The organism is Nocardia sp. NPDC050413, from assembly GCF_040655475.1.
GTDB classification, from domain to species: domain Bacteria; phylum Actinomycetota; class Actinomycetes; order Mycobacteriales; family Mycobacteriaceae; genus Nocardia; species Nocardia coubleae.
This window is the reverse complement of sequence record NZ_JBFAJZ010000008.1, coordinates 255736-269755: the sequence shown is the minus strand read 5'-3', so window position 1 is coordinate 269755 and position 14020 is coordinate 255736. Positions and strand designations below refer to the sequence as shown.

The following is a 14020-nucleotide window of genomic DNA, read 5'->3' as shown; positions in this document are numbered from 1 at the left end:
CGGCGCTCTTTCGTTGTCGAGCCGGTTTGCTGAAGACTCGCCGGTAGGCGAAATCGTGATCTGAACCACTGTTTCGGCTGCTCGCCGCCGGTGCGTCCTGGGACTTACCCGGTGGAAATTACATCTGTGCGACTCGCAACCCCTTGTGTTGTTCCCATCTGTCGGCCACTAGGTGTAGTGTCTTCGGTACTGGAACACGGTGTGAAGCCACTACTGATCGGGCCCAAGGGAAGGGGTTACGAGCAGGGCTTTCTTCGCCAGATCCAGGAGTTTGCGCAGCATCACCGTTCGTGCACTGCATACGGATCACAGGCTGTGGATCAGGCATAGGAGAGAGGGACTCTAATGACCGTCACCGTGTACACCAAGCCCGCTTGCGTTCAGTGCAATGCCACCTACAAGGCGCTCGACAAGGTCGGGGTGGAGTACGACGTCATCGACATCTCGGAGAACGCCGAGGCGCGCGACTACGTCATGGCGCTCGGTTACCTGCAGGCGCCCGTCGTCGTCGCGGGCGAGGATCACTGGTCGGGCTTCCGTCCCGACCGCATCAAGTCGCTCGCCGTCGCGGCCGCCTAGGACTTCGCTCGGAAGGAGCCGCGATGCCCGAACGGACGACTCCGGGCGGGCTGGTCTACTTCTCCAGCGCTTCGGAGAACACTCACCGTTTCGTCGAGAAGCTGGGTCTCCCGGCTACTCGACTACCACTGCACACCGCTGATTCGCTGCGCGTCGACGAACCCTACGTGCTGATCACCCCCACCTACGGTGGTGGTCGGCACGTCATGGGTGAGCAACGGTCCGACAAGGACCTCGTACCGCGGCAGGTCGCCAAGTTCCTCAACGACCCGCACAACCGTGCCCTGCTGCGCGGTGTGATCGCGGCCGGTAACACGAACTTCGGCGAAACCTACTGTGCTGCAGGCGATGTCATCTCGCGCAAATGCGGGGTGCCGTACCTGTATCGCTTCGAACTGATGGGAACCGCTGAGGACGTCGCGCGCGTCCGAGAGGGATTGGGATTGTTTTGGCAACAGCAACCACAGCACCGGCAGGCAAGTCAGCCCGTCTAGAGCGGTCGGCGGTGCGGCCCGACGCCGCGGGCGAGGTGATGGACTACCACGCCCTCAACGCCATGCTGAACCTGTACGGCCCCGACGGCGAGATCCAGTTCGACAAGGACCGCGAGGCCGCGCACCAGTACTTCTTGCAGCACGTCAACCAGAACACCGTCTTCTTCCACAACCTGGACGAGAAGCTGGACTATCTGGTCAAGGAGAACTACTACGAGCCCGAGGTGCTCGACCAGTACAGCCGCGGCTTCGTCAAGCAGCTGTTCCAGCAGGCCTACGCCAAGAAGTTCCGGTTCCCCACCTTCCTCGGCGCGTTCAAGTACTACACCTCCTACACCCTCAAGACTTTCGACGGTAAGCGCTACCTCGAGCGGTTCGAGGACCGTGTCTGCATGGTCGCGCTGACCCTGGCCGCCGGCGACGAGACGCTGGCGAGCAAGCTGGTCGACGAGATCATCGACGGCCGTTTCCAGCCGGCCACCCCCACCTTCCTCAACTCCGGCAAGAAGCAGCGCGGCGAGCCCGTGTCCTGCTTCCTGCTGCGCATCGAGGACAACATGGAGTCCATCGGCCGCTCCATCAACTCCGCGCTGCAGCTGTCCAAGCGCGGCGGCGGTGTGGCCTTGCTGCTGAGCAACATTCGTGAGCACGGCGCGCCGATCAAGAAGATCGAGAACCAGAGCTCGGGTGTCATCCCGATCATGAAGCTCCTGGAAGACTCGTTCTCCTACGCCAACCAGCTGGGCGCGCGACAGGGCGCGGGCGCGGTGTACCTGCACGCGCACCACCCCGACATCTACCGCTTCCTCGACACCAAGCGCGAGAACGCCGACGAGAAGATCCGCATCAAGACCCTCTCGCTCGGCGTGGTGATCCCCGACATCACCTTCGAGCTGGCGAAGAAGAACGAGGACATGTACCTGTTCTCGCCGTACGACGTCGAGCGCATCTACGGCAAGCCGTTCGCCGATATCGACGTCACCGAGAAGTACTACGAGATGGTCGACGACAAGCGCATCCGCAAGTCGAAGATCAAGGCGCGCGAGTTCTTCCAGACCATCGCCGAGCTGCAGTTCGAGTCGGGCTACCCGTACATCATGTTCGAGGACACGGTGAACCGGGCCAACCCGATCAAGGGCAAGATCACACACTCGAACCTGTGCTCGGAGATCCTGCAGGTCTCCACCCCGTCGGAGTTCAACGACGACCTCTCGTATTCCAAGGTCGGCAAGGACATCTCCTGCAACCTCGGCTCGCTCAATATCGCCAAGGCGATGGACTCACCCGATTTCGGGCAGACCATCGAGACCTCGATCCGCGCGCTCACCGCGGTGTCGGATCAGACCCACATCTACTCGGTGCCCTCGATCGAGCAGGGCAACAACGAGTCGCACGCCATCGGCCTCGGCCAGATGAACCTGCACGGGTACCTGGCGCGCGAGCGGGTGCACTACGGGTCCGAAGAGGGCATCGACTTCACCAACATGTACTTCTACACCGTGGTCTACCACGCGATCCGGGCATCGAACCTGATCGCCAAGGAGCGCGGTACCGCGTTCGGTGGCTTCGCCGAGTCGAAGTACGCCAGCGGTGAGTACTTCGACAAGTACACCGATCAGGTGTGGGAGCCCAAGACCGACAAGGTCGCACAGCTCTTCGCCGACGCGGGCGTGCGCATCCCCACCCAGGACGACTGGCGTGAGCTGAAGGCCTCGGTGCAGGAATTCGGCATCTACAACCAGAACCTGCAGGCGGTGCCGCCGACCGGCTCGATCTCCTACATCAACCACTCCACCAGCTCGATCCACCCGGTGGCGTCGAAGATCGAGATCCGCAAGGAAGGCAAGATCGGCCGCGTCTACTACCCGGCCCCGTACCTCACCAACGACAACCTCGAGTACTACGAGGATGCCTACGAGATCGGCTACGAGAAGATCATCGACACCTACGCCGCCGCCACCCAGCACGTGGACCAAGGCCTGTCGCTGACCTTGTTCTTCAAAGACACGGCGACCACCCGCGACCTGAACAAGGCCCAGATCTATGCCTGGCGCAAGGGGATCAAGACGCTGTACTACATCCGCCTGCGGCAGATGGCGCTCGAGGGTACGGCCGTGGAAGGCTGTGTCAGCTGCATGTTGTAGTTCAGTCGACCATAACTAGGAGGGGTCGGTGGGTAAGACCACGGATGGTGTGATCTATGGCGTGCGTCTCCGTACCGAATACGATTACCGGTATATCGGGCTTACGACGAAGCCGACCCCTATCCGTTTACGTGAGCACTTCAAAGTTGCCCGTTCGGGGCGGAAGACACCTTTCTACGACTGGTTGCGAAAGCAGGACCATGACGAGGTGATTTCTGATGTTCTGGATTGGGCTGACAGTCCGGAGAATCTGGGCCGCGCCGAGATCGACTGGATTGCGTATCTGAGGAAGGAAGGCCAGCCGCTCCTGAATCTGACCGAAGGTGGTATCGGGCCCATTGGCTTGATCTGGACCCCGGAAATGCGGGAAGCTGCGCGGATTCGGGCAACCGGACGCCCTGGAGTGAGCCGGTTTGGTGAAGATGCGCCCTTTTTCGGACGGACTCACACGCCCGAGCAACGTGCGAAATGGTCGGCCGAGCGTAAAGGCACGTACCAGGGCGAGGCCAATCCCAACTTCGGAAAGTACGGCCCTGACCATCCTCGATTCGGCCATGCGATGCCCGAAGAATCGCGTCGCCGACTCTCGGAGATGAGGAAGGGTGTCGGCAATCCCAACTTCGGGAAAACGGCGAGCGCCGAAACCCGAGCAAAGATGTCGGCAGTCCGAAAGGGGCGACCAATGCCCTCGAGCCGCCGAAACGCTCACACTCGCCATCACACGAACAAAGGCGTGTTCAAGGAAACCTGTCAGTACTGCGTCGAAGACGCGGCGCAGCAGCACTGAGGGCGGTGGCGAATAGTAAATGCAGAACTACGTCAGCTGCATGCCGAGTTCATTTATCTCTGCAACCGCTCATGACAATAGATTGCCCCGCGCTATCCGGTCGATCGATTCCGTGCCGCTCAGCTCGTCGCGAAGCTCGGGATGACGTGCGTAGAAGTCGATTGTGTACAGGAGCGATGCCGGGTCGATTGTGAATCCACCAGGTATGTCTAAGAATCCGTACGTCTTTCGCGACAGCCGCGCGAGTAGTCCCTGACTCTCGACCTCAATCGCTGAATCCCGCGTAGCGATCAATCGGGTCGTTGCGATGTTGTTGGGAAATGCCGCTTTTACATGGTTGATATCCGACCATTTTAGCGATTTTCTTGACCTACCGTCTTGATAGGTGATGCCGGTTGGTGTAAGTAGCAGGTGGATTCGGCCACGGGCATTGAGCATGTAGACGATAAGTCCGGCGAAAATTCCCGCGAATATTAACGACGTGGCTAACTGAACTGACGCAAGTCCTGCTCCCGGGACGTCCGATGTGCGATCGCTTGTGGAGTCATGCAGAATGATGACGCATCTGGTCAGAAAAAAGGTCAGGCCGACTATGAAGAACGTCCACATCGCATATGCGCGCCACCGGGCAACCTGAATTTGCAGTCCGGTTGTGTCGCCGTGGTCAAGTAGTGCGGTCATGGTTAATGAATAACGGCGCGGGCGGCTATTCGCTATTCCGAAGGCGCAAAACAGCGCAGCCACTATCGCGAGTGCGAAACCGTATGTCATCGTGGAGTAGTCGTGAGCATGGTACGCGGACCGAATGTAGAATGGTGTGATGGCAAATCCGATGCCGGAGAACAGGGATACGAGTACCATGTTCTTTTGCAGCCTGGCGCTGCCCCATTGATCTGGCCACGGTGGCAGTGTTGGATGTTTGATTCGGTGGGTTTCGCTCACGATTATCTGCCTCCGTCGGTCGAGCAGGACCTTTAGAATTCGCACCTTCTTACTTGAAGGGCTGCTCGGCGACGTATGCTCCTGCCGATCCGCCGAGGAACCCGCCAAGCGCGGCGCCGCCAGCCGCGCACAGCGGTGTGGCTATGACCGTCGGCGCGCAAATAGCCGCGCCTGCTGCTCCGCCGAGCCAAGCACCTCCCATGCCGCCTACGGTACCGCCGACCGCATTGGCGACGGCTTCGTCGGCGGGTTTGCCGTTTTGCCAATCTTGGTAATTGATATACGAATTGACACCAATTGTGGCTGGCCAGCCAAGCACTTTCGCGGCGGTGCCCGCAGCGCTGGCGGCGCCTGCCTTCGAAGCTGCGTCCGCTGAGGCGTCGAGTCCTTCGATCGCCGCACGTCCCGCACCCGGTGTGCCCGCGTCGAGCATGTTGAACGCGGTTATCTGTTTCTGTGCGGCTATGCCTGACAACTCCGCTGCCTTCTCCGCCATCGTCACACTCGATCGACCGGCACCTTCGCTCGCCGCAGAGGCTCCCATACCGGCGACGGTTTCCCAGGGATGAGTCTGGACTGTGCCCACAGTGGAGTCGATGAAGCCGTTGACATGCCCACCGCTCCATGATTTGACGACATCCCACGGGCTCTGTTTGGCAACGCCTTCGGCTGCGGTACTCGGGTCGTAGGCAAGGACAGACTTGTCGGAGAATTCGGTGAGGACTTTGCCGTCGACGAATTGGGTGGTGACCGCCGTCCGGCCGTCGGGGAAGGTGGTGTGGATGGTGCCGTCGGGTTTCAGTTCGGAACTCATCTGCGTCGAGTTCGAGGTTCCTACGAGAACTTGCTGCCCGTCGGGCGCGATTACGTACCGTTCGTTGGCGGTGAAACCGTCGGGACCCTTCCACTGCCGGTCGATCACGCCGTCTTTGTAGCTATCGGTAACGACTCCGCCGTCTTCGGCTCGGTAGGACTCAGCCAACTTCGCGCCGATGGATCCATCGGCGTTCACCGCGTAGGTTTCGTTGCGCCCCTGGGCCGTCGGGATGGTGCGGCTTCGTTGGACGACGCCGTTGGGGTCGGTGACGGTGGTGTCGATGATTCCTGAACCGTCTGGTCGGGGTGTCATGACGGTTGTGGTTGGTGGGCCGCCGTTGGTGCTGGCGGTGATGGTTGTGGACCCGTCGGCGCCGGTCACCGACTGCGCGACGGTGAGTGTCCCGTCGGCGTTGGGGGTGATGGTTTTGGTTGATCCGTCAGGCATCGTGAACCGGACTTCTTTGCCTTGGTTGAGCAGCATCGCCGCTTCAGCCGGGGTGGGCGCTCCCGACGCCGCACCGGAGAGCAGGCCGGGGATTCCCAATGCACCCATCACTCCCGACTCGGTGAAGCTACCGATGTCGATACCGCTACCGAGAACGTTTCCGCAGGACCGGATTTCTGTAGCGTGGGTGCTGATCGCCGTAGTGAAGGCTTCCGCAGCGTTGGCGAAGCTGAAATACGCCGTGTTGATCTGGCCTTGGCGCGATGTAGTCTCGGTTTGGATTTCCTTCACCATGTCGGCGGTGAGTCCGGTGATCGAGGTGTAGTCGGCGAGGACGGTCCAGTTCGCGGTGACGGAGAATTTGACCGCTTGGCCGTTGACCGTGAACGGGAGGTCTTGGGCGTCGGCTACCTTGCCGAGCAACGAGCTTCGTTCGCTCGTGAGGCCGGTCGCGCCGGTTCGCAGTTCGGTGACGAGTTCGCTGACCTGGGTGGACAGCCGCTGATCTTGGTTCTTCTCCTCGTCCATTTTGCTATAGGCGGCGTCGGCCGCGGCGCCTTGCCATGATCCGTGCAGGTCCTGGAAGTGGTTGACGGACCGGCCGAGTTGATAGTCGAAGCCGGTGTTGGCGGTGGCGATAGTCGTCGCCCAGTCGTTCAACAACCACACTTGCCACTGCTCGACTTGTGGGAGGGAGATCTTCAGCATCAGTTCACCCCCAGTGCCTTGAAGCGCATCGTGTCGAGCGCTTTTTTGAAGTCCTCGTCAGTCGCGTCGATTTTGTTCGCGCAGTCGGTCATGGCGGTGGATATTCCGTGAAAGCGCTGGGCGACTCGTAGCCACGCCCCTTCGGTGAACTCGCCCACTTGTGCGCACGCGGCGCTGATGCCGCTGCCGGGGAAAGCGTTCGCCAACGCTGCGACATGGGTGCGGACGTCCAGAGCGTCGATCTGCTTGGAGACGTCGTCGACGGTGGCGACGAGGGCGCGAATTTGTGGAATATCAGCGGTAAGTTTCTCTGCCATGTCGGCGGTCCCTCCCTGGTGTGTTCGAAATTTGGGCAAAACTACTTGGGTAGGATGGATTCGACTGCTCGCGATTGTTCTTCGAGGTGATCGCAGCCGCTCCAGCCCGAGAGGTTGCCGCTACTGTCGACAGATACGTAAATGACGCCGTCAGGCCCCGTCATTGCGACTGTGCAATGTTCGTGATCGTCCCAACGAACACCGTCGCGTGATCCTATATTGACTGAAAATTCGGTAGTTTCTTTTGTTCTGACCTGATCGAGGGAAATGCTTCCGGACATTATTCTCAGAATTCCGTCACGAGTGTCCATCCCGAGGGTGACCGAGCGTCGTTCGAATTTGCATCCGAGGAATGTGTATTCGATGTCGAACCAGTCGCCGCGCTGTCTGGTCTTGGGGTCGAAACCTAGTTGTTCAATGACCGAATCGGGTACTTGAAAGCACGGATCCCACTCGACCGGGTCGGTGACCAGGCGGCCCTGTTTGGGTGCTGGACTGACCTGCACCGCCATCGATGCGGTTGTCGTGGGTGCGCTGGTGACCGCTGGCGGATCAGTGGGGTGGTCGCCCGGTGCGCACGCAGAGGCGAGCAAGACTGTGGCGAGGAACGCGAGCCTTGTATGCAATGTTCAGCTCGCTTCCGGTAGCGCTTCGGCGGACAGTTTCAGGCGACGCGCGTTGATCGCGTCAGCTTCGGAGATCGCGTTTGCGGCACGTAGAACGCCCTCCTGTACCTGCATGATTGCTTCGATGTACTGTCGGAACGCGTCGCGTCCCAACGTAGCCTTGTTGCGAAAACCGGCAACGAGCTCCACTCCCGATGGGAGAGTGCCGAATCCGTCGATGCTCTCGCCGTTCGCCATTTCCTCGCGAGATGCGCCCACACCTTCGATGAGTGTCTGCAATTCGGCAACGACGCCGAGCGCCTCGTTTTTGTCGAACCGCACCTCGCCGTTGGAGACTTGATTGAGGAACGCACCGATCTCGGCTTGGCCGTAGTTGATGGTGTTGAAGTTGTCGTCAGCCACGACTGCCCCTTTCCTTGGAGTTTTTCATCAGCACCGCCTGACGAGTTCTTGAACGAGAGTTGTCGGTGTGACCGGCGTGAGCGTGGTGTCCATATGGTCGACGTCGATGAGATAGCGGCCGCTAGATTTGCGACCGGGTTCGATGTCGATCCAGCTGGTGTAGATCGGCTCGGGCGGGCGGGGCTGATCCAGTCCGCGTTCGATGACGAAGTACCCTTCGGCGCTGCGCGGTTGGGTCATTACCAGCGTGCGGATGCGTTCTTCCACCGGGACGCTGCCGTCGGCCGTCCGCCCCCAGATGTCGGGTTGTTGTTCGGCGCGGACGCGGGGTGTGTAGCCGATCAGGCGACCGGCGCGGCCCGCTTCGGTGGCGGGCAGCTGGGCGCATACCAGCGAGGGGACCTGGCCGCGTGGGGTGAGTGTGAGGGAGATGGTGCCGGATTCGGTTGCGGCGTCGGTTCGTTGGTGCGCGACAACGCCTAGGCGGTCGAGGGCGGCACCGTGCACCCGGAGTTGGGTGCCGTCGCGCAGGGAGCCCATGCAGCGCAGACGGGTTTCGGCTTGCTCGAGGATGAGGAAAGCGGCGCTGAGTGCTTGCTCGGCGCCGTGGGGGAATCGGGCGTTGAAACCGGCGACCTTCCTGGCGTATTCGTCCGGGGTCCCCCTGGATTCGCGAATGACGATCGGGAGGGGGTAGTCGAAGGCGTCCAAGCGTGTTTCGCGGTGCCACAGCCACGCGAATTCGGTTGGGGTGAGCTGCCATTGGGTGGTATCGCTCACCGGGCAGGCTCCTGGCCGGGTTCGGATGTCGGGGACTCGGATTCGGGCACGGGCGGCGGCTCGGCGGGACCGAAGGGGCCTTGTCCGCTGAATTGCCGAAGCAGTCCGGACACCTCGTCGGTCGAGACCGGGGGTGGCGCTACCGGTTCGGTGGGCGGATTCGCTGATGTCGGCGCGGAACGGACAGCTGGATCGGCCGCACCGGTCGGCGTCGTGCGCGGGTCCATAGCGGGCTCGGTAGCTGGGGCAGCGGCGCTCGGGTCATACATGGTCGCGTGCGATGCCACGTCTGTTGATCCGGTGGTCGGCCGCGCGGCCGCCGCGTCCGCGCCAAACACGGCCTGATGAGCGGTGATGCCTTGCGTCCACTCCTCAGACACCGACCGTAAATATTCCGGTGATTTCCGGTCTGTCTCATCATCTTTTCCACGCCCGGCCGCGCCGGGAATGCCGCCCATCGGCATCATGGGCGCGCGCGCCGCGCGCGCCGCCGCACTGCCCGCGGCCGCTCCGAACGGTGATGAAATACTCGGTCCCGCAACGGACCTCCCAGCGAGGGGCGCCCCGGGTCCGCTGCTACCGGGCGCTCCACCAGCCGATCCGCCCGATGCTCCACCGGCCGACCCGCCCGGGCCACTCGTTCCGGGTGATCCGGTGCCCGGTGTACCGGTGGTTTGTCCTGGCTGGGTGGTCGCCGCCGTTGTCTGCTCCGACTCCGGTTGGTTCGTGGTACCGGAGTCGCCCGAGTTCGACTCGTCCGACGTCACCCCATTCGGCGAGGAATCGTTCGATCCGGACGGGTCACCGCTCGATTCGGGATCGTTGTTCTGGCTCTCATCGGTGGGATTCGGCGGACTGCTGGTTTCGGCCGTAGGCAGGCCCGTGCCTGGCGCACCGGTGGAACCGCCCGATCCGCCTGGGCCACCACTGGCGCTGTCGTCCTGGCCGAACTTCGGTACCTCGGTGAACGCGGGCACTTGATCGCCGCTCGTCCACACGCCCGGTCGATAGATGTTGTTGAACGCGGCCTGAGCTTGCCGTTCGGCCTGAGCTCGCGCCGCTTGCTCGGTATCGAGGGTGGCCGGGTTCGCGACACCGGGGATCACCGACGAGTTGGAGTCGTCGGGATCAGGTCTACTGATCGGCTCGGGTTCCGGTACCGCTATCCGGGTCGCTTGCGCGGCGTAGCTCGCGGCCTCGAGGCGGACGCCGACCGATGTGCAGACTCCGCCGAGCTGAATACCCGTCTTCTCCAGGGCCGCGACCGCCGCACGCAGCGCGTCGCCGCTCGCTCCGACCCAAGCGCCGTGAGCTGTACGAGTGCGGACCTTGGCTACGGCCTCGGAGGCCAGAGTGGAAATCTTCGTGCCCTGGGAGTCCCACAGATCGCGTGCGGACTGCAAACCCTCAGTGTTGAGCGCCCGCGCGTAGTCGTATAACTGCTGATGGGAGTAGTCCTCATAGTGCTCGCCAGTGACCACATAGTTCGGATCGGTGCCGAAATTCTGACCGGCGAGTGCGTCACCCAGTATCCGGGCTCGGGCCTGCGCGGCGGCTGACTGCTGGTTGATCGCATCGAACACGATCTGCACACCGAGCGGCAGATTCGGCTGCTCGCTTGGTTTCGGCGTCACCGCCAAGCCCCCTTCGCGCGTATCACCGGGATTCCCACCGCACCGGTATGCGCCCGCACGCTATCACGGTCCAGAGCAACGCCCGCTGCTGCTCGTCGTCCCACGGCACCCACCTCCCAGCTGAGCCGAAGAAAGTCACTTACAGATTTGGACGCACTGGCGCCCGCTTCGGTTCCCTCGGTTCGCGTTCGGTTACGCCGTGCCGCGTGATGGATCCTCTCCATCGCTGTCCGGGTGAGGGCTACGGTTACGTGGCGACCTTATCGACCACGTTCTCTGCGTCTCGCAGATACGCCCGCGTGCCGCTACTTCCTCGGCGGCCCGGAGCGGCGGGTATGTTCGGCCACGCTGGTTGCGGAGTATGACCTTGACCTCCCAACAGGCAGCCGACCTGCTCGGAGTGAGCCACCCGACGGTGAAGCGGTTGATCGAGAAGGGTCAGCTTCCTGCCGAACGTATCGGCACACGCCATCGGCTGGCGCTCGACGATGTACTGGACTACCGCGAGACCCACCGCCGCCAATACGACGCTTTGGCCGAAACGGCAGTGGACATCTCGATCGCTGACGACCCCGCCGATATCGATCAACACCTGCGCGAAGCTCGGCGAGTAGCGGCGGAACGAGCTGCGCGGCGCAAAGACAAGGCGTGACAGCGGATGCTGCGACGGCCGCGTTGCGGTCGATGCTGTCCCGATACCGCAATCCTGTAGTCACGCTGGACGAGGCGCTGCGGATCTTGGCCACGCGCTACCGGATGAACGAGGCTGTCGAGCTGATGGTCACCGGCTCCTGATCTCAGCCGAAGAAGGAGAGGATTGCGAGGCGGCGCCGAGGCGCGGAACTACTCCTTGATCAGGCGTACGAGGGGAATAGGTGCTTGCTTCGGAGGAGCCGTTGATCATGTCAGTGGCCTGCGAGACGGCCCGGATCAGGGCGAGCCTCCGTCGCCCCGGAATTCGGCAGCGAATCACCTTCGGGCGCAGTGGGTTTGCTCTCGGCCATCCGCCAGATCTCCCGGCCGGTGAGTTCCGGGAACGCGGTGCTGAGGAGGACGGCGGTCGCGAAGCGGTCTCGGGCGCGGGTGTCGAGGATGGAGTCCGCGTGGCGGAGGGCTTCGGCGCGGGCGGCGGTGGTGGCGATGCGTTCGGCGAACTTGTCGGCGCGGGTGCTCGCTCCGCGGGACTGCCAGAACAGCAGGGCGCTGGCCGCGCCGGGCAGCAGGCCCGCGGCCACGGTGGCGAGGCCTTGCGGATCGCTCGGATCGTCGCCGATCAGGCCGTACATCACCACGCCGATCGCGATCACGCCGCATACCAGCGAGGCGATGGTCGCCAGCCGCTGCTGCTGGAGCGCGCTGTGATGATGCTCGATGTCGAGGGCCGAGCGTTCGCGTGCGGCGGTCTCGAGCCAGTCGGCCTCGGCCTTCGGTTCCGCGGTGTCCTCGGTGATCGTTCTGCTCAGTTGCTGGACGCGGACACGCGAGCGGCGCGCGTCCAGGAGTTGCAGCGCGGCCGCGTAGGCGGCGCCCAAAGTAGTAGAACCCGCCGCCAATAGTTCGACGGGCATGGTGGCACTCATCGTCCGATTCCCCTTCCCGACCCGCCGACGGGCAGGCCCGGCAGTGATCCTACGTCGCCACCCACCGGAAGTTCGGAGTCGGAAAGCCCGCTGTGGAAGCAAGATTCAGCAGAAGCCGCACAGTGCCGAGAGGAATTGAAAGACGGCAGACCGTACGGGTCTGCCACAACTCGGATGGTCGGCAGTGGTGACCGCGACAGTATCGGGCGACGCAGGGCCGGCACAGGACAACCACTTGGTAGCTTGGGCGCGTTTGCGAGGCAGTGGAAGGGACCTGGAATGCGCCGGTTGTCGACAATTGGCCTGGGAATCGTGGTGGCGGGCACGGTCGCCGCATGTTCCGGGGACGACCCGGCGGCGAAGGCGCTGTTCGAGCCGTGCGCGGGCGTGGGGGAGCAGGCGCTCACGCAGGCGGGGGTCGACCCGGCGTCGAGGGTCCCCGCCGGGTCGGCGGAGGCGGGGTGGCAGACGTGCGCGTGGGACGGTGCGACCGCGTCGTTGCGCGTGTACTCGGCGGATCGTTCGCTCGAGGAGTTCGAGGCCGAAGCCGGTCCCGGCAACTTCTACGACATCACGGTCGCCGGGCGTGCGGGACGCAAGCTGGTCGACTCGGCCTCGCTGACCACGGTGTGCGATGTCGCCTTCGGCGCCGAACAGGGAGTGGTCCGCATGATCGTGGTGACGAACCCGGGCCAGCCCGCGCCGGATGCCTGCGCGACGCTGACCCGGATGGGAGAGGCGATCGTTCCCGCCCTACCCGCCTAGCGCGGGAACCACCTCGCGCTCGAACAATTCGATACCGGAGGTGTCGTAGGCGGCTTCGGGGAAGTTGAGGATGGCGTAGCCGAGGCCGAGATCCTTGACGCCGCCCAGCCGTTCGGCGATCTGCTCGGGCGTGCCGGTGGCGGCGCTACTCCCGAAATTGTCGGTGACGTAGGTCTTGGCCGCATCGGCGCCGAGGAAGGGTGTGTAGCGGTCGATGATGAGCGAGAGACGTTCCTGCACTTCCGATTCCGTGCTTCCGACAACCGCGTTGAAGTTGGCGCTGCGGGTGATGGCGGCGAAGTCGGTGCCCACCTCGGCGCAGTGTTCGCGCAGGATTTCGGACTTGCGGATGAATTCGTCGGGGACGGCGCTGAAGTTGGTGTAGTTCGCGTACTTCGCGGCGATGCGCAGCGTCTTCTTCTCCCCACCGCCCGCGACCCAGATGGGAATCCCGTTCTCCTGCAACGGACGTGGGTGCACGATGGCGCCGTCGACCTGGTAGTACCTACCGTCGAGGGTGGCGCGCCCGGTCCGCCATGCCTGGCGGAAGATCTGCACGCCCTCGTCGAGACGGCCCAGGCGTTCACCGGCGGGCGGGAAGCCGTAACCGTAAGCGCGCCACTCGTGTTCGTACCAGCCCGCGCCGATACCCATCTCCACCCGGCCACCCGAGATCAGGTCGACCGTGGCGGCGACCTTGGCCAGATAGGCGGGGTTGCGGTAGCTCATGGCCGTACACATCTGCCCCAGCCGCACCCGGCTGGTCGAGGCGGCGAAGGCCGACATCAGTGACCACGCCTCGTGGGTCGCCTCGTCGGTGGGCACCGGGGTGGTGTGGAAGTGGTCGTACACCCAGATCGATTCCCACACGCCGCCGCTGTCGAACCGCTCGGCCAGTTCGCGCATCACCGCCCACTGATCGGCCGGTTCGATGTCGACCAGGTCGAGCCGCCAGCCCTGGGGGACGAAGATGCCGAAGCGCACAGGTTTCTCCTCAG

Annotated in this window: 16 protein-coding genes; 7 read left to right on the top strand and 9 right to left on the bottom strand. The window is 63.2% G+C overall.

The features are described from left to right. The first annotated feature begins 345 nt into the window (after nt 1-345). The 4 genes from nrdH to AB0I19_RS20695 are packed head-to-tail and all read left to right on the top strand — an operon-like array spanning nt 346 to nt 4004. The gene (nrdH, locus tag AB0I19_RS20710) at nt 346-579 is read left to right on the top strand and encodes a glutaredoxin-like protein NrdH (protein WP_067493089.1); all 234 of its coding nucleotides are present in this window, start codon (nt 346-348) and stop codon (nt 577-579) included. A gap of 23 nt (nt 580-602) precedes the next feature. Continuing rightward, complete coding sequence (gene nrdI, locus AB0I19_RS20705) at nt 603-1073, top strand: class Ib ribonucleoside-diphosphate reductase assembly flavoprotein NrdI (RefSeq protein WP_067493091.1); 471 nt, start codon at nt 603-605, stop codon at nt 1071-1073. A gap of 38 nt (nt 1074-1111) precedes the next feature. Beyond that, nucleotides 1112-3217: a class 1b ribonucleoside-diphosphate reductase subunit alpha gene (gene nrdE, locus AB0I19_RS20700; RefSeq protein ID WP_357150612.1), complete on the top strand. Its 2106-nt coding sequence runs from the start codon at nt 1112-1114 to the stop codon at nt 3215-3217. A gap of 28 nt (nt 3218-3245) precedes the next feature. Further along, the gene (locus AB0I19_RS20695; protein ID WP_357150590.1) at nt 3246-4004 is read left to right on the top strand and encodes an NUMOD3 domain-containing DNA-binding protein; all 759 of its coding nucleotides are present in this window, start codon (nt 3246-3248) and stop codon (nt 4002-4004) included. 69 nt (nt 4005-4073) lie between these two features. Here the strand turns inward: AB0I19_RS20695 and AB0I19_RS20690 are convergent, their stop codons facing one another. The 7 genes from AB0I19_RS20690 to AB0I19_RS20660 are packed head-to-tail and all read right to left on the bottom strand — an operon-like array spanning nt 4074 to nt 10677. Then, on the bottom strand, nt 4074-4946 hold the full coding sequence (locus tag AB0I19_RS20690; RefSeq protein ID WP_357150589.1) for a hypothetical protein: 873 nt from the start codon (nt 4944-4946) through the stop codon (nt 4074-4076). A gap of 49 nt (nt 4947-4995) precedes the next feature. Continuing rightward, nucleotides 4996-6918, bottom strand: coding sequence for a hypothetical protein (locus AB0I19_RS20685; protein ID WP_357150588.1), 1923 nt, complete (start codon nt 6916-6918; stop codon nt 4996-4998). After that, complete coding sequence (locus tag AB0I19_RS20680; protein WP_357150587.1) at nt 6918-7235, bottom strand: hypothetical protein; 318 nt, start codon at nt 7233-7235, stop codon at nt 6918-6920. The genes AB0I19_RS20685 and AB0I19_RS20680 overlap by 1 nt, the downstream gene beginning before the upstream one ends. Nucleotides 7236-7276: 41 nt before the next feature. Then, nucleotides 7277-7828, bottom strand: a complete 552-nt coding sequence (locus tag AB0I19_RS20675; protein ID WP_357150611.1) for a DUF3558 family protein — start codon at nt 7826-7828, stop codon at nt 7277-7279. A gap of 36 nt (nt 7829-7864) precedes the next feature. After that, nucleotides 7865-8263, bottom strand: a complete 399-nt coding sequence (locus tag AB0I19_RS20670) for a hypothetical protein (RefSeq protein ID WP_357150586.1) — start codon at nt 8261-8263, stop codon at nt 7865-7867. A gap of 27 nt (nt 8264-8290) precedes the next feature. Then, the gene (locus AB0I19_RS20665; protein WP_357150585.1) at nt 8291-9043 is read right to left on the bottom strand and encodes a hypothetical protein; all 753 of its coding nucleotides are present in this window, start codon (nt 9041-9043) and stop codon (nt 8291-8293) included. Then, nucleotides 9040-10677, bottom strand: a complete 1638-nt coding sequence (locus AB0I19_RS20660) for a hypothetical protein (protein ID WP_357150584.1) — start codon at nt 10675-10677, stop codon at nt 9040-9042. Before AB0I19_RS20660 ends, AB0I19_RS20665 begins: the two co-directional genes overlap by 4 nt. A gap of 361 nt (nt 10678-11038) precedes the next feature. Here AB0I19_RS20660 and AB0I19_RS20655 point away from each other — a divergent pair, with 361 nt between their 5' ends. Both AB0I19_RS20655 and AB0I19_RS20650 read left to right on the top strand, forming a co-directional pair. Continuing rightward, the gene (locus tag AB0I19_RS20655) at nt 11039-11329 is read left to right on the top strand and encodes a helix-turn-helix domain-containing protein (RefSeq protein WP_357150583.1); all 291 of its coding nucleotides are present in this window, start codon (nt 11039-11041) and stop codon (nt 11327-11329) included. After that, complete coding sequence (locus AB0I19_RS20650; RefSeq protein WP_357150582.1) at nt 11326-11472, top strand: hypothetical protein; 147 nt, start codon at nt 11326-11328, stop codon at nt 11470-11472. Before AB0I19_RS20655 ends, AB0I19_RS20650 begins: the two co-directional genes overlap by 4 nt. A 110-nt stretch (nt 11473-11582) precedes the next feature. Here AB0I19_RS20650 and AB0I19_RS20645 read toward each other — a convergent pair whose 3' ends face one another. Beyond that, the gene (locus tag AB0I19_RS20645; protein WP_357150581.1) at nt 11583-12257 is read right to left on the bottom strand and encodes a hypothetical protein; all 675 of its coding nucleotides are present in this window, start codon (nt 12255-12257) and stop codon (nt 11583-11585) included. Nucleotides 12258-12545: 288 nt separating this feature from the next. Between AB0I19_RS20645 and AB0I19_RS20640 the strand changes: the two genes are divergently transcribed. Then, the gene (locus AB0I19_RS20640) at nt 12546-13022 is read left to right on the top strand and encodes a DUF3558 family protein (RefSeq protein WP_357150580.1); all 477 of its coding nucleotides are present in this window, start codon (nt 12546-12548) and stop codon (nt 13020-13022) included. Here AB0I19_RS20640 and AB0I19_RS20635 read toward each other — a convergent pair. Then, entirely contained in the window at nt 13011-14006 is a 996-nt protein-coding gene (locus tag AB0I19_RS20635) for an LLM class F420-dependent oxidoreductase (protein ID WP_357150579.1), read from the bottom strand. The two genes, AB0I19_RS20640 and AB0I19_RS20635, sit on opposite strands and share 12 nt — an antisense overlap. Between the last annotated feature and the right edge of the window lie 14 nt (nt 14007-14020).